The 16,005-nt window shown below is 72.3% G+C and carries 10 protein-coding genes; 6 read left to right on the top strand and 4 right to left on the bottom strand.

The features are described 5' to 3' along the window. Positions 1 to 235 precede the first annotated feature (235 nt). The 4 genes from ggt (at position 236) to K7396_RS00485 (ending at position 5,113) form a co-directional block, all read left to right on the top strand. Positions 236 to 2,077, top strand: coding sequence for a gamma-glutamyltransferase (gene ggt, locus K7396_RS00500; protein WP_086718957.1), 1,842 nt, complete (start codon positions 236 to 238; stop codon positions 2,075 to 2,077). A 217-nt stretch (positions 2,078 to 2,294) separates the two neighbouring features. After that, complete coding sequence (locus K7396_RS00495) at positions 2,295 to 3,254, top strand: hypothetical protein (protein ID WP_223659516.1); 960 nt, start codon at positions 2,295 to 2,297, stop codon at positions 3,252 to 3,254. Between the two features lie 286 nt (positions 3,255 to 3,540). Next, a complete protein-coding gene (locus K7396_RS00490) occupies positions 3,541 to 4,194 on the top strand; it encodes a hypothetical protein (protein ID WP_086718956.1) in 654 nt (217 codons plus the stop codon). Continuing rightward, complete coding sequence (locus K7396_RS00485; RefSeq protein ID WP_086718955.1) at positions 4,175 to 5,113, top strand: inositol monophosphatase family protein; 939 nt, start codon at positions 4,175 to 4,177, stop codon at positions 5,111 to 5,113. The genes K7396_RS00490 and K7396_RS00485 overlap by 20 nt, the downstream gene beginning before the upstream one ends. A gap of 191 nt (positions 5,114 to 5,304) precedes the next feature. Here K7396_RS00485 and K7396_RS00480 read toward each other — a convergent pair whose 3' ends face one another. Continuing rightward, entirely contained in the window at positions 5,305 to 6,495 is a 1,191-nt protein-coding gene (locus K7396_RS00480; RefSeq protein ID WP_223659515.1) for an SLC13 family permease, read from the bottom strand. 56 nt (positions 6,496 to 6,551) lie between these two features. On the opposite strand from K7396_RS00480, the gene K7396_RS00475 reads away from it, so the two are divergent. Next, positions 6,552 to 12,539 carry a WD40 domain-containing protein gene (locus K7396_RS00475; RefSeq protein WP_086718953.1) on the top strand — a complete coding sequence of 1,996 codons (5,988 nt, stop codon included), beginning with the start codon at positions 6,552 to 6,554 and terminating at the stop codon, positions 12,537 to 12,539. 90 nt (positions 12,540 to 12,629) lie between these two features. On the opposite strand, the gene K7396_RS00470 is transcribed toward K7396_RS00475, so the two are convergent. From K7396_RS00470 to K7396_RS00460, 3 genes are all read right to left on the bottom strand, one after another. After that, positions 12,630 to 13,160: an LppU/SCO3897 family protein gene (locus K7396_RS00470; protein ID WP_086718952.1), complete on the bottom strand. Its 531-nt coding sequence runs from the start codon at positions 13,158 to 13,160 to the stop codon at positions 12,630 to 12,632. 123 nt (positions 13,161 to 13,283) lie between these two features. Next, positions 13,284 to 14,099, bottom strand: coding sequence for a thioesterase family protein (locus K7396_RS00465; protein WP_152104254.1), 816 nt, complete (start codon positions 14,097 to 14,099; stop codon positions 13,284 to 13,286). 67 nt (positions 14,100 to 14,166) lie between these two features. Then, on the bottom strand, positions 14,167 to 14,826 hold the full coding sequence (locus tag K7396_RS00460; RefSeq protein WP_086718116.1) for a ScbR family autoregulator-binding transcription factor: 660 nt from the start codon (positions 14,824 to 14,826) through the stop codon (positions 14,167 to 14,169). A 100-nt stretch (positions 14,827 to 14,926) separates the two neighbouring features. On the opposite strand from K7396_RS00460, the gene K7396_RS00455 reads away from it, so the two are divergent. Then, complete coding sequence (locus K7396_RS00455; protein WP_086718115.1) at positions 14,927 to 15,847, top strand: ScbA/BarX family gamma-butyrolactone biosynthesis protein; 921 nt, start codon at positions 14,927 to 14,929, stop codon at positions 15,845 to 15,847. The last annotated feature ends 158 nt before the right edge of the window (positions 15,848 to 16,005 follow it).

Below are 16,005 nucleotides of genomic sequence, written 5' to 3'. Positions count from 1 at the left end.
CGCGGGGCACACGACCCTTAGTCCCCGGCTGGCCTCCCCCGTCCAGCCGGGGACTTTCGTCGTCGGCCGCCTTTGGTGCCGGTGGCCCGGGGCCGTCGCTCCCTCCCCGGCGGGTTACTGGGGGGAAACCTCAGATCTCGCACAAACCTTGCAGCTCAGCGTTGATCCACCGGGCGAGCGGTGCCAGGGTTTCCGGAATCCCTCGCAAGCAACACAGTGAAGTCGTGGAGGCCCTATGGCTGTCCGTCGTGCCGCTGTCGTCGCCGCGTCAGCGGCAGCGCTCAGTCTTTCCCTGCTGGCCACTTCGTGCCAGATCAACAGCGCCCCCTCGGCCGCCGTCACCAAGGAGCGGCCGCCCGCGAAGAAGGCCGTGGCCACCGGCAGCGGTGGCGCGGTCTCCAGCGTCAACCCGTACGCCTCCCGGGCGGGGCTCGAGGTGCTGCGCAAGGGAGGCAACGCGGTGGACGCGGCCGTGGCGACCGCCTCCGCGCTCGGCGTGGTCGAGCCCTACTCGGCAGGCGTGGGGGGAGGCGGCTACATGGTCTTCTACGACGCCAAGACGAAGAAGGTCCACACCCTCGACGGCCGGGAGACCGCCCCGCGCGGCATGCGCAAGGACTCCTTCCTCGACAGTTCGGGCAAGCCGCTGCCCACCGAGGACGCGATCAACTCGGGGCTGTCGGTCGGTGTCCCGGGCACGCCCGCGACCTGGCAGAAGGCGCTCAAGGACTGGGGCACGGTCTCCCTGGCGAAGGCCCTGCGCCCGGCCACCCGGATCGCGGACGACGGCTTCGTGGTCAACGACGAGTTCCGGGCCCAGACGGCCATGAACGAGAAGCGTTTCCGCGACTTCACGTCCACCACCGACCTGTTCCTGCCCAAGGGCAAGCTCCCGGTGGTCGGCTCGCGCTTCCGCAATCCCGATCTCGCCCGCACCTACCGACTGCTCGCCCAAAAGGGCGTCGACGCGCTCTACCACGGTGACGTGGGCCGCGATGTGGTGCGGACCGTCCAGAAGCCGCCGATGGCCGCGGGCGCCCGGCACAAGGCCCGCCCCGGCCTCATGAAGGCGGCCGATCTCGCCGACTACACCGCCAAGCGCAGGGATCCGACCCGGACCACCTACCACGGTCTGGACGTCTACTCCATGGGACCGTCCTCGGCCGGTGGCACCACGGTGGGGGAGGCGCTCAACATCCTGGGCAACTTCCACCTCTCCGAGAAGGACAAGACCCAGGCGCTGCACCACTACCTGGAGGCCAGCCGGATCTCCTTCGCCGACCGCAACCGCTGGGTGGGCGACCCCGCATTCTCCGACGTGCCCACCAAGCAGCTGCTCTCCAAGGAGTTCGGCAAGGCCCGGGCCTGCCGGATCCGTTCGGACAAGGCGCTGACCAGCCCGCTGGCTCCCGCCGACCCGCGCCATCCGGACGCGGGATGCGACCTGAAGACCGGCAACAAGCAGCCGCACGAAGGGCCTTCCACCACGCATCTGGTGGCTTCGGACCGCTGGGGCAACGTCGTCTCCTACACCCTCACGATCGAGCAGACCGGCGGCTCGGCGATCACCGTGCCCGGACGCGGATTCCTCCTCAACAATGAGCTGACCGACTTCGACTTCGCCCCGCTCACCAAGGGGACGCCGGACCCGAACCTGCCGGGCCCCGGCAAGCGTCCGCGCAGCAGCATGTCGCCGACGATCGTCCTGCGGGACGGCAAGCCGATGATGGCCGTCGGCTCCCCGGGCGGCGCCACGATCATCACCACGGTGCTGCAGACCCTGGTCAACCGCCTGGACCTCGGTATGTCGCTGCCGGCGGCGGTCGCCGCACCGCGTCTCTCGCAGCGGAACCAGACGGAGACGGAAGCCGAACCGGCCTTCCTCGACTCGCCCGAACGCAAGAAGCTGGAGGCCATGGGCCACCGGTTCGTCCTCGCCCCGAAGGCGTTCACTCCCTCGCCGGAGATCGGGGCGGTGGCCGCCCTGGAATTCCTTCCGCGGGGCAAGGTCACGGCGGTGGCCGAACCCAAGCGCCGAGGCGGCGGTTCGGCCATGGTGCTCCACGAATCGCGATAACGCCCGACCCGAAACCGACGCGGTCCCCTCCGGAACATGAACCGGAGGGGACCGCATCGGTTCTGCCGCCCTGCCGCCCTGCCGCCTCCGTCGATGGCGCAGATGCCCCCCTCGATGATCACAATCGCTGGCGGGCCGTACCGTTCACCTCCTACGATTGCTGTACCCGGGGGAGGAGTTGGGCCACGTGGCGCGCAGAAACACACCTTCAGGACAGGTGCCTGGACGGTCGTCGACGAACCGGATCGAGGCCGCCGTGGCCTGGGTCATCAGGCACTTCGACGGGGTCGTGGCCATATCCGGCGCCCTGGTCGTCGGCCTGATGGACATCTTCAGCGATGCCGTCTCCGACAACGTCACCTCCGGTGCGACCCTGCTGGTGCTGGCCGCCTTGGTCTTCGGGTCGCTCACCGAGCGGCGGCGCCGGGTCGCCGACATCCGGGAGGCGACGACGGGGACGCAGAAGGCGCTGGAAGACCTCGCCATGGTGCGGTCGCTGTCCGGAACCGAGGTCCGGCGTGCTCTGGACGAGGCCCGTCAGAACACCGACCGCTGGGTGTTCAAGGGCGGCACCGGCACGTATCTCCGCGCCGTCACGCTCCCCGAGTGCGTACGGAAGGCACAGGAGCAGCGCCGCTCCCTCACGATGAAGATCGACATCGTCAACCCGTCGGACGCCCAGGCCTGCGAGGCGTACGCCCGTTTCCGGCGGACCTTCGACGGCGGGCAGGCGGACACGACACAGCGGCGGACCTGGAGCGCCGAGCGCACCCGCAAGGAGTCGTACGCCACCGTCCTGGCCGCCTGCTGGCACAAGCAGCGGCTGGACGTCCTGGAGATCGACGTCCACCTGTCCTCCGTGGTCCCCACCCTCCGGTTCGACCTGACCGACTCGTGCCTGATCATCACGCAGGACGACCTGCGCCGGGTCAACCTCCTGGTGGACCGCGGGCGTCCGCTGTACGACTACTACCTCACCGAGCTGCACCAGGCCCGCGAACAGGCGATCGCCCTCGACCTGCACCGCGCGCCGCCGCTCAGCGACGAGCCCACGGTCGACGAAGCGCGCCAGCTCTTCGAGAGGCTGGATCTCGCGCTTCCCTCCACCGTCACCGACACGGACGTCGCCGAGATCGTCGAAAAGGCGCTGCATGCGGAGAACCCGTACCGGAGTTGAGGCCGCTCCGGGTGTCCTGCTTCACGGCCGGCCGCGGACAGGGAGGACCCTTGCCGACTGACACCAGCTCCACAGGCATGGCGCGACGTCGTTCCGCACGTCCGCCGCAGGTTCAGCAAGCAGCGGCACCCGCGGGCCGGGGCGGTCTTCGCGGGGCACGGGGCCGTGATCCCTACTCCGGCGCGGACGCCGCCTCCAGGCTCTTACGCCCCGCGCGGCCCCAGGCCCGCAGCATCCTCCGGGAGGTCAGGTGAGCCGCCCCGGGCGACGTCCCATGGATTACCGCATGTTGGAACGCACCATCGGGCAGGGCAACGGCACGGCTGTGCTCTTCGGGGCGGCCGCTGCCGCGCTGGAGGACGTCACGTCCGGGCGCAGTGAACTGCGGGCGATACACCACCCGCTCGGCTTCTTCTGCCTGCCGGTGTTGCGCGACGGGGACGAAGGCGTCTGTGTGCATGTCTTCGAGCCCGGCGCGAGCGACCCCGTCGAGCTGACCACCTCACCCGTGCACTGCCACAGCTGGGAGCTGACCAGTTTCGTGCTCTACGGCGAGGTCGGAAACCTACGGTCCCGCGTGAGCCAGGACGCCGTGCAGCCCACCCACCGTGTCTTCCAGGTGGACAGCAGCCCGTCCGGGGTGGACGAGATCCGGCCGACTTCGCGGCTGGTCCGCTGCGAGCCCGGGCCCGAGGAGACCAGCGCCCGCGGGCAGGTCTACCGGCTGCCGGCCGGGGCGTTCCACAGCACCGTCGTCCCGAAGGGGAGCGCCGCGGCCACCCTCGTGCTCGGCCGTTCGCTGCCCCGGCACACCGACCTGTCCCTCGGACCCGTGAATGGCACGGGGCACCGGGTGGTACGACACACATGCGACGCCGCGCAGACCGCCCGGACGGCGCGGTCCGCCCTCAGGAGGATCCATGGGCATCACCCGGAATGAGCCAGCGGGCCCGCAGGACGCTCCAGGGCCCTTCCCCGCGGGGCCGTTCGCGCCGGAGGCGTTCGCGTCGGCGCGGTTCGCGGCCGAACAGCGGCTGGCCGTGGCCACGGTGCGGGAGGCCGGCGCGCTGGTCCGCGCGCGCTTCCAGGACGAGTACGACATCCAGCCGAAGGGCGACGAGGGCGATGTCGTCACCGACCTCGATCTGCTGGCCGAGCGGCTCGTCGTCCAGCGCATCCGCGAGAACTATCCGCACGACCGGATCGTGGCCGAGGAGTCGGGCACCCTCGACGGCGACGGCGACGACGCGACCGCGGCCGGGCCGCGCAGGACCTGGCTGGTCGACCCGCTCGACGGGAGCAACAACGTCGTCATCGGCCTGCCCGCCTACGTCGTCGGCGTCGCCCTGTGCGTGGACGACGAACCGGTGGTCGGCGCCATCCACGACCCCGTCACCGACCGGACCTGGTCGGCCCTGACCGGCTGCGGCGCGTACGGTCCGCACGGGCGGATGACCGGCCCGTCGGGCCCGCTCGCCGCCTCCGGGCCGCTGCTCGCCTGGACCCAGGGCCATGCCGTCGCCCGCGACGATCCGGCCGCGCGCACGCTCAAATCAGCGCTGGAGATCCGCTCCCGCCGCCTGCTGCAGTTGTGGGCGCCGCTGCTGACCTGGTCGATGCTCGCCCGTGGCGACATCGACGGCTTCGTCGGCTACCGCGCCGAGGCCATCGACTTCCCGGCCGGCGCACTGCTCGCGGCGGAGGCCGGGCTGGAGATCCGCTCCTTGGACGGCGGCGCGTTCCAGGGCTCCATCGACGGGCCCGACACCGACCGCAGCTTCGTGGCCGGACGGCCGCAGGACATGCCGTACCTGCTCGACCTCGTCAGGCGGAGCGAGGCCCTCGACCACGTGCCCTAGAGGGAGAACACCTGGAGACAGGCTCCCAGGACATACCCGAGGACGAGCGGCTCGTGGCCTGGCGCCGAGAGGTGGACGAGGACATCGACGCTGAGCCGGCGTCCGATGGGGAGGCAAGGGGATGGGTTCCTGCCCGGCCTGCTCGACCGCCCTCCGGCTCACATCACCGGCCGGCCAAGTCCCGGGCCCCGCTACCTCGTAGCCACCAGTGCCGCCGTGGAAGCCGCCACCGCGCCCGTGGCGAGGACGGCGCCCGTGGCCATGAAGCTGCGCAGCGGTACCCGTACGCCCTGCGCATGGCAGCGCTCGAACCACAGGAGGGTGGCCAGGGACGCCCAGGGGGTCACCACCGGGCCCACGTTGGTGCCGATGAGCAGGGCCAGCAGCTGCTGGTGGTTGCCCAGGGGTACGGCCGACTCGCCCGCGAGGTAGACGGGCAGGTTGTTGAGGACGTTCGACAGGCCGGCGCCGACCGCCGAGGCCCGGAACATGCCGAGTGCGCCGCCGTCGCCCCCTATCGCCGACGTCAGCAGTTCGTGCAGCCCGTTGGCGTTGACCGTCTCCACCACCAGGAACAGGCCCGGCACCATGACGAGCAGCCGCCACGGCACCAGCGACAGCCGCAGGCTGGCCGGGCGGCGGACGGCGAACACCACCACCACGACCGCCGCCGCCACCGCGGACGCCGACCACAGCGGCACATCGGCGACCAGCATGGCGATCAGGAATCCCGCACAGACCACGGCGCACACCCGGAACAGCACCGGGTCCCCGGGACGGTGCGGGGCGGGCGGAGTGTAGGACTCCGCCCCGCGCCGTCCGCGGCGCCAGAAGAACACCCACAGGCAGCCCATCGTCACGGCGATGGCCGCGAGTTGGGGGGCCCACATGGTGGCGGCCATCTCCGTGGGCCGCAGCGCCACACGGTTCGCGGCCAGCAGGTTCGTGAGGTTGGAGACCGGCAGCAGCACACTGGCGGTATTGGCCAGCCACACCGTCGTCATCGCCAGCGGCACCGTGGCGATCCCCACCCGGGACGCGAGCGCCAGCATCACGGGGGTGAGCAGTACCGCCGTGGTGTCGAGGTTGAGGGTGATGGTGGTGACCGAGGCGAACGCCACGCACAGCACGAACAGCCTGCCGTAGCCGCCCCGCCCGGCGCGGGCCACCCCCGAGGCGACGACGTCGAAGACCTCCGCCTCGCTGGTGAGCTCGGCCAGCACGATGACCGTGCCGAGGAAGGCGAGGAGAGGACCGATCCGGATCATCGCCTGGCCGGCGGACTCCGTGGGAAGCAGCCCCGTGGCCAGACACAGCAGACCGCAGGCGAGCAGCCCTCCGGCCAGCCAGTCCAGGGGATGCAGGCGTTGTATGGCGCGCACACGGAAAAGAGTAAACGCTGTACAGCCGGTTGACGACGGATCATAGGATGGCGGGCATGGTGGCTCGCCAGGAATTCGGAGAACCGGAAACCCGCCCGGAAACCGGCCCATTGGACTTCTTCATCAGTTACTCACCGGCGGACGAGCGATGGGCCTCATGGATCGCCTGGACGCTGGAGGAGGCGGGCTACCGGACGGTGGTCCAGGCCTGGGACTTCGTCCCGGGCACCAACTTCGTGGACTTCATGGACCGCGGCGTCAGTGAATCCGCCGCCGTCATCGCGGTGCTCTCCAGCAACTACGAACGCTCCCGCTACGGACGCATGGAGTGGCAGGCCGCGCTGCGCGCCGACCCCGACGCCCCGGAACGCAGACTGCTGACCGTCCGCGTCGAGGACATCCCCGTCGAGGGACTGCTCGCCACCATCACCTACGTCGACCTGGTCGGCGTCACCGACACCGCCGCCGCCCGCGAGATGCTGCTCACCCGTGTCGGCCAGGCGCTCGACGGGCGGGCCCGGCCCACCAGCCGCCCCGGCTACCCCGGCGGCCCGGCCACCGGCCCCGCCGTCCCGGCCGGCATCCCGCGGCCGCAGTCCGGGGACGGCAGGCCGCTCGGCCGCCCCGGCTGGGCAGGGCGCCGCCGTCCCGCCGTCCCGCCGCAGTACCCCCAGGAGCCCGGCGCGCAGCACGCCCGGGAGGCCGTCACCGTGCTGCACCTCGCCGGGCCCGCCTTCGGCCGCGGCCAGGACCCGGCCGCGCTCCAGGCGGCCATCTGGGGCGACCTCGTCGAACTCACCGACGCCGGCGCGCCCGCCCCCGACCTCCTCGTCGTCACCGGCGACCTCACCGCCTCGGGCAGCCCCCGCGAAACCGACCAGGCCCTCAGCTTCCTCACCGGCCTGCGCTCCCTGCTCGGCCTCGAACCGCACCGCCTCGCCGTGGTGCCCGGCGGCCAGGACGTCAGCCAGGCCGCCTGCCGCGCGTACTTCAACACCTGCGAAGCCGACGAGATGCAGCCCCGGCCGCCCTACTGGCCCAAGTGGCGCCACTACGCCCGGCTCTTCCACGAGCTCTACCAGGGCCTCGACGTCGTCTTCGACAGCGACCAGCCCTGGAGCCTCTTCCCCGTCCCCGAACTGCGCACGGTCATCGCCGGCCTCAACTCCTCCATGGCGTACAGCCACCGGCCCGACGACCAGTACGGCTGGCTCGGACCCGAGCAGGCCGCCTGGTTCGCCCAGGCCCTGCGCCCGTACGAGCAGGAGGGCTGGCTGCGCCTCGGCGCCCTGCGGCACCCGGTCGTCGAGGACGACGGCCGCACCGGCTCCGCGCACGGCCCCGGCCCGCTCCGGGACACCGCCGCCCTCGCCCGCCTCACCGCTCCCCGGCTGCACCTCCTCCTGCACGGCCCCACCGGGGACCGGCGCTCCGCCTCCGGGGCACCCACCGCCACCCCGTCCCTCCCCCTCACCGCCGGCGAACTGCCCGTCTACGGCGCGGCCGGGCCCGCCCGCCACCAACTGCTGCGCATCACCCGCGACGGCCTGACCCGCTGGCGGGAGCGGCCCGAGGGAGAACCCGAGCACATCGAGGCCGACTGGCGGCGCGCCCACCGCGTCTTCGGGCCGCCGCGCCGGCAGCCCGACGCCGAGAGCGGCCCGCCCGGGGACGGCACGCCGGAGACCGCGGGGCCCGGCGTGCCCGAGCAGGAACCCGGGCCGGAGGCCCGCGCCCTCGACGACCCGCTCGACGAGCTGGTGGCCCGGGTCGCCGAGGTCTGCCGCACCCGCCACGACGGCGCCCAGCTGCGCCGTATCGCGGGCAGCCCGCCGCAACTCCTGGTCACCTGGAACGAGTCCGGCTTCGTCCGGCAACAGCGGGTGGGGGTGTGCCACGGCACCCCCTCCGCCGAGCACATCGACGCCTTCCTCGACCACGTCCACGCCTCCGACACCGAGCCCGACGCCGAACTCGTCCACGACGGGCCCGCGCCGGCCCGCGAACTGCGCGAGCGGGCCCGCCGGCGCGGCGTCCGCATCCGCAGTTTCACCGAGTTCCAGGGACTGCTGGACCTGCGCGACTACGTTGCCGCCCAGACCGAGCGGCTGCGCACCGACCAGCGCTACCGCCCGGACCTCTACCTCCCGCAGAGCTACCGGGAGGTCGAACGCCCCGGCGGCGAGGAGCGCCACGGACTCGTCGACGACATGCTGCGGCTCCTGGAGGCCGACCACGGCCGGTTCCTGCTGCTCCTGGGGGACTTCGGGCACGGCAAGACGTTCGCGCTGCGCGAGCTCGCCCGCCGCATCCCCGAGGAGATGCCGCATCTCATCCCGCTGTTCATCGAGCTGAACACCCTCGACCGGGCGTACTCGCTGGACGGCCTCGTCGCCGCCCACCTGGCCAACCACGGCGTCGACTCCGTCAACCTCCGCGCCTTCCGCTACATGTTCCAGCAGGGCCGGATCGTCCTGCTCTTCGACGGCTTCGACGAACTGGCGAACCGGGTCAGCTACGAACGGGCCACCGACCGGCTGCAGGTCCTCCTGGACGCCGTCGTGGACAACGCCAAGGTCGTCGTCAGCAGCCGCAACCAGCACTTCAAGTCCCAGGCGCAGGTGCTCACCGCCCTCGGCGAGCGCGTCGGACTGCTCCCACAGCGCCGCGTCCTCGCCCTCCAGGAGTTCACCCCCCAGCAGATCCGCACCTACCTGGCCAACCGCTACGGCGACGACCAGGCCGCCGACCGCCGGGTGCGCCTCCTCGAAGGCATCCCCGACCTGCTGGCGCTGTGCCGCAACCCGCGCCTGCTCAGCTTCGTCGCCGACCTCGACCACGACCGGCTGCGCGCCGTCGCCGGAGCCGGACGCGCCCTCAGCGCCGCCGGCCTCTACGAGGAGGTGCTCACCTCCTGGCTGCAGTACGAGGAGCACCGCGGCCAGGGCGGCGTCGGCGCGGCCCCGGGGATGAATCTCGACCAGCGCTGGGACGCCGTCACCACGCTCGCGCTGCGGCTGTGGTCCAGTGGCCAGAGCACCCTGAGCCTCGACGAACTCACCGATGTCGCCGGGACGTTGACGGGCCTGGCGGACATCCGGCTCTCCGCCCGGGAGGCCGCCCACGCCATCGGTTCCGGCAGCCTGCTGGTGCGCAGCGACGAGGGGCTGTTCCAGTTCATTCACAGCTCCATCGTGGAGTGGCTGGTGGCCCGCGAGGCGGCGACGCGGCTCGCCCGCGGCGAGCACGAGCTGCTGGCGCGCCGCCCGCTGAGCCAGCTCACCGTCGAGTTCCTCTGCGACCTCGCCGACCACCGCACCTGCCAGGAGTGGGCCGAGAGCGTCCTGGACGTCCCGGACGAGGACGGCGCAGGAGACGGGCGACGGCGCGGACAGGCCGACGAGGTCGCCCGCGCCAACGCGGTCAAGGTCCTCGCCCGGCTCCGGGTGCCCGCCCACACCGACCTGCGCGGCGCCGCCCTCGCCGGCGAGGACCTCTCGCACCGCGACTTCTCCGGCGTCGACCTCACCCGCGCCGACCTCACCGACACCCAGCTGGTCGGCGCCAACCTCTCCGGAGCCGTCCTGCGCGAGGCCCGCCTCGTCGGCGCCCGGCTGGACGACGCCGACCTCACCGACGCCGACCTGCGCGGCGCCGACCTGCGCCGGGCCCGGCTGATCCGCGCCGACCTCCGCGGCATCCGGACCGGGGGCAGCCGCTGGAACCGCGCCGCGCTGATCGACGCGACCACCGACGAGGAGACCCTGCGCCGCCCCGAACTGCGCTCCGCCGCCCTCGCCCCCGGCATGCCCGTCGACGCGGGCTTCCGGCCGTCCGCGGTCGGCGTCCCCTACGGGTTCGGCATGCAGTCCGTCCGGCTGCCCGAGCCGGTCTCGTACAGCACCGACGGCGAACTGCTCGCGGTGGGCAGCGAGGACGGCGGGGTCCTGGTGTGCGACGCCGCCACCGGTACGGCCCTGCGCACCCTCCAGGGCCACGTCGGCCGCGTCTACGCGGTGAAGTTCCGCCAGGACCTGCTCGCCACCGGCGGGGCGGACGGCACCGTCCGGCTGTGGGACGCCGTCTCCGGGGCCTGCCTGCACCGCCTGGACATCCACCCCAGCGGGGTGTGGCCCGTCTCCCTCGACCCGGACGGTACGCTCCTCGCCACCGGTGACGCGGAGGGCACCGTCACCCTCTGGGACGTGGCCACCGGCACCCGGCGCCACGAGCTGCTCGGGCACACCGCACCTGTCTACACCGCGGTGTTCAGCCCCGACGGACGCACCCTCGTCACCGGCGACGCGGCCGCCGGCGTCCGGCTGTGGGGCACCCGCACCGGCCGCCTGACCACCGAACTGCCCGGACACGAAGGCATCTGCAACCGGACGCAGTTCAGCCCGGACGGGACGCTGCTGGCCACCGGCGACCGCGGCGGCGAGCAGGGCGGCACGGTACGGGTCTGGGACGTGGCGTCCGGACGGCTGCGGCACGCCTTCACCGGCCACACCGGCCGCGTCTACACCCTGGACTTCCACCCGAGCGGCACCCTGCTGGCCAGCGGCGACACCGACGGACAGGTACGGCTGTGGGACCCGGTGACCGGCACCCCCGCCGGGCAGCCCGGCCGGGGCAGCGGCGCCGTCTACCAGGTGGTGTTCGACACGGACGGCACGCTGCTGGCGGCCGGCGACAGCGACGGCGCCGTCCGGCTGTGGCGGGTACAGGCGGACGGCGCCGGGACCGACGGCAGCGGCGCCCGCGCGGCCGCCGGCTGGTCGGTGTCCCCCCTGCGCCAGCAGCCCGCCGACCACCGCGGATCCGTCTGGACCTGCCGGTTCCGCCCGCGCGGCGGCCTCAGCGGCGCCGAGTCCGGCCCGCTGCTGGTGACGGCGGGCAACGACGGCATGGTCCGGCTGTGGGACACCGCCAGCGGACAGGGCCGCCGCATCCTGCGCGGCCATGGCCGCCGGATCGGCACCCTGGCCTTCAGCGCGGACGGTTCGCATCTGGCGGCCAGCAGCAACGACGGTGTCGTCCGGCTGTGGGAACCGGAGACCGGCCGCCGCCTGCGGGAACTCAGCGGCCACAGCGGCCGCCTGGTGTCGGCCGTCTTCAGCCCCACCGGAGCCGGCGGAGCCCTCCTCGGCACCTCCAGCAACGACGGCGACGTCTACCTCTGGAACGCCGCCACGGGGGAGTACCAGCGCGCGATCGACGCCGAGACCGACCATGTGTGGGCCGAGGCGTTCAGCAGCGACGGCGAGCTGCTCGCCACCGCCAACGACGACGACACGGTGCGGCTGTGGTACCGCAGCACGGGCACCCATGTGACAACGCTCGCCCAGCACCGGGGCCGGGTGCGGTCGATCGCGTTCAGCGCCGACGGCACCCGGCTGGTGACCGGCTGCGACGACCGCTGCGTCCGCGTGTGGGACATCCGGGACAGCCGCCTCACCCTCGAACTCGACGCCCACCGCGACCGGGTGTACACCGTGGCGTTCGGCCCCGGCGACGCCTGGCTGGCCAGCGCGTCCTGGGACGGCGAAGCGATCATCTGGGCCGACGGCAGGCCGCGGCACCGCCTCCGCGGACACTCCGGCCGGCTGTGGACCGCCGCCGCGCACCCGAGCCGCCCCCTGCTGGCCACGGCCGGGGACGACCGGACCGTACGGCTGTGGGACGCCCGCGACGGGCAGGAGACCGGCCAACTGACCGGGCACACGGGGAGGATCCTCTCGACCGCCTTCAGCCCGGACGGCTCGCTGCTCGCCAGCGGCGGCGAGGACGGCACGGTGCGGCTGTGGACCGTCCCCGCGCGGGGCGAACCGTCGCTGCGGGCCACCTTGATCGGTGTGCCGGGCGGCTGGGCCGCGCTCTCGCCCTCGGGCGGCTACAAGTACGAGGGCGACATCGCGGGCGAGTTCTGGCACGCGGTGGGCATGTGCCGCTTCGAGCCGGGCGAACTCGACGGCCACCTTCCGGGGGTGCGCCGGCTGTCTCTTACCGCACCCCTCGATGAAGCCGTTCCGCACGGGAGTTGAACCGGTAGAGCGAGTACGCATGACACCGGCCGTCACCCCTGACTTCGGGCGACGGCCGGCGGGGACCCGAGGGTCAGGCCCCGGTGGTGCTCAGACCTTGGTGAAGCACAGCGTGTAGTTGCTGCTGTGGCGGATCGAGACGTGAATGCCGTAGTCGAACTTCGGTCCGCACCGCGCGTCGGCGCCGATCAGCCGGTCGGCGGTCTTGTACTGCGCCTCGGGCGAGCCGCAGTCGACGATCTCGGCGACCGGCTCGCCCTGCGGGTCGTGGACCTTGACGCAGTCTCCGACCTGCGGGTTGTACTTCTTGTTCTCCTCGGCACGCGCCGCCTGTGCGGCTTCCTTCTTGGCCTTGCCGCCATGAGGGTTGGTGTTGTAGTCCCACACGTACCAGGCGCCGCCCCCGAAGACCGCCAGGACGATGACGGCGGTGATCAGCCCCCGCAGCGGGCTCCTCTGCGGCTGCGGCCGCTGCCGTCCCTGCGGTCCCTGGGGCTGCTGCGGATACCCATACGGCTGCTGCGGCTGTTGCTGCTGCGGGTAGCCGTACGGCTGCTGCTGTTGCTGCGGATATCCGTACGGCTGCTGCGGCTGATTCGGATAGGGCGGCGGCGCGGACATGCCTGAATTCCCCCATGGTTGACTGCCCGGACGAAGGGCAACGCGAAATGACCGGTGCAGGCTACCTGCCGGCCGGACCCCGCTGACCAGCAGGGTCTTACGGCCGCAACGCACCTTCCGCGCTCAGAGCTCGGCGACCAGCAGGGTCTGGAGAATGCGACCGCAGTCGCCGGACACGTCGTCGAGTTGCCCGAGTGCCAGCGCCGAACCCTCGGGGCTGGCCGCGGTCGACGACCGCATGCACAGCCACTCGCCCACCGGCTCGCGGTGCAACGACAGCGTCACATCGGTGTTGATGACGAACTGTGCACGGTGGTCGAGTTCGAAGGCGACCGCCCAACTGCTGTCGGCCAGAGTGAGGGCCCGGGTCAGGGGGGTGTCCGGTTCGCCGGCCACCAGCGGAATGCGCTGGCGGGCCCACACCATGCCGGGACCCGGTGTGTCGAAGCCCTTCCCCTCCTCGAACCGCCATTCCATGGCGGAGACATAGCCGTCCAGATAGGCGCCGGACATGGTCTGTGGCGCCTGCGGTCGCGGGAGCGACGGCGGCTCGGGCTCGGGCCGGAGCCGCGGCGTGTCGGCCGGGCCTGCGGCCATCCGCCAGGCACGCGCCAGCATCACCGTCTTTCCGTCCGCGGTGAGTTCACCCTCGAGCAGCTCGGTCCGCCCACCGGAGTGGACCGTGCGCACCGCCACCCGCAGATCACCGACGGGCACCGGGCGGGGCAGCTCCAGCGTGATGCGGGCGATACGGAAGCCCGGCCGGGCGGCGTGGCGCTCCATCTCCCTGCCCAGCAGGGCGGAGGGCGGACCGGCGTGCTGGGACTTCGCACTCCACGGCCCCGCGGTGGCCGGGCTGCTCTCGTAGCGGCCGTCGCCCAGGCTCCGGTAGAACGCCTGGTGCCGGGGTTCCGAATCGGCAAGCCAATGATCAGTCATGCGCCCACCCTTACCCCCGGCCCCCCGGCCGGGCAATGGCCGCCGCCGACGACCCCGACCACACCCCCTAGGCCGGCCCGGGGGACTGCCGGCTCTCGTGGCGCGGCCGGCGCACCCGGGCGAGCAGCGCGTCCGGATCCGGCGCGGCCTGCAGACCGCGGAGCAGCAGATGCCACAGGTCGTCGAGGTGCTCCTCGATGTTCCGGCGTCCGTCCAGGGCGTCGGAGACGGTGTGCAGGCCGAAGAAGGCGCAGACGATGCCGTGGGCGGTGGTGGCGGGCGGCACACCGGGCGCGAGTTCACCGTTGCGGCCGGCCTCTTCGAGCAGCTGGGTGACCGCCTCGATCCAGCCGAGGAACGGCGCGGGGAGCTGGGCGTCGATGGCCTTGCGCTCGGCCCAGAGGCGGGCTCCGGCCCGTACGACGATGTCGTCACGGAAGGCCCGGGCCACCTCGAAACTCAGCGCGACGAGTTTCTCCAGCGCGGGCAGCCCCGGCTGCTGGTGCCGGCTGATCAAATGCGGCCAGGTGGCGAAATGCTCCTCGACGACGGCGAGGGCGAGCTTCTCCTTGCTGGCGTAGTGGAAGTAGATGGCACCGCTGGTGCGGCCGGAATGCGCGCTGATGTCGCTGATGCTGGTACCGGCGTAGCCCTTTTCGTCGAACAGGGCTGCTGCCGCTTCGAGCAGGGACCTGCGTGTCGTCTTCGCCCGGATCTGCACATACACCTCGGATATCGTTCTCGTTCCGCCGGCAGGCAACCTACCCGTTCCGCGCGTCCCGGAATTCAGGCGTGCGCACCCGCGCATCTCGGTATTCCCTGGTCGTATGAGTACGTCAACGGTGGGCGCCGCTGGAAAGAGTGAGCCGCTCAGCTGGTCGCGTACGGTCGAGCGGGAGCTGGTGCACCGGACCTCGGTGGCGGAGGTCCTCCTCACCGACGTACGGCCGACCGGGACCGCGCACGTCTTCCGCGCGGCGGCGTCCTGGCCGCGCGCGCATGCGACCTTCCCGCGCGACGGTTCCCAGCGGCACAGTCCGCTGATCCTGGTGGAGACGCTGCGTCAGCTCGGTCTCTATGTTCCGCTGCGTCACTACGCCGTCCCGGCGGCGTGGCACGCGGTCATCACCGACCTGTACTTCCGGCTCAGCCCGGCCGACGAGCCGCCCTCTGGCGCCGGAGCGACCGAGGTCACCTGCCGCGCCCGGGTGAGCGCCGTCCGGCGGCGGCCGGACGGGACCGTCGCCGGCCTGCGGCTGAACGCCACCTTCGCCGCCCGCGGACGGATCTTCGGCTCGGGCGGCGGGGGCGTGCGCTTTCTGGACGGCGCGCGTTTCAGCGCGCTGCGCGCCGGCAGCGCGGGCGGGTCCTCCTCGGCCCGCGCGTCGGGGGAGGGGAGGCGCCCGTCGCCCGCCCGGCTGACCGTGAACCACCCGCACGACGTGGTCCTCGCGCTCGACGGGGACGGGTTGTTGGTGTCGCCGGCCGACCCGCGGCACCCGTTCTTCTTCGACCACCCCACCGATCACGTACCCGGCATGGTGCTGCTGGAGGCCGCCCGCCAGGCCGCCTCCTACCGCAGCCGGGGCACGCTGAGCCGCCCCTGTTCCGGCTGGCTGAGGGCCTCGCGGTTCACCGAACTGGCCCCACCCGCAGATGTGCTGTGCACCCGGCACCGCTCGACATGCGCCTTCCGCATCCTCCAGGACGGCGCCGAAACGGCGTACGGAACTCTCGGTTATACGTAGAGCACACAATATGGACATTTATGAAGCTGTTGACCACGCTGTGTGGCCATCCGTAACGTAACGATCGTTATGTTCCGGCCTGGAACGGGGAGAACTCCTGCCCATGAGAGCTGCCCTCTGCCGGAAAATTCCCTCGGCCCGGTGACGGGCGTCCGTGA

Origin of the sequence: Streptomyces angustmyceticus, from assembly GCF_019933235.1 — a bacterium.
Classification (GTDB): Bacteria; Actinomycetota; Actinomycetes; order Streptomycetales; family Streptomycetaceae; genus Streptomyces; species Streptomyces angustmyceticus.
This window is presented reverse-complemented; position numbering and strand designations above follow the sequence as displayed.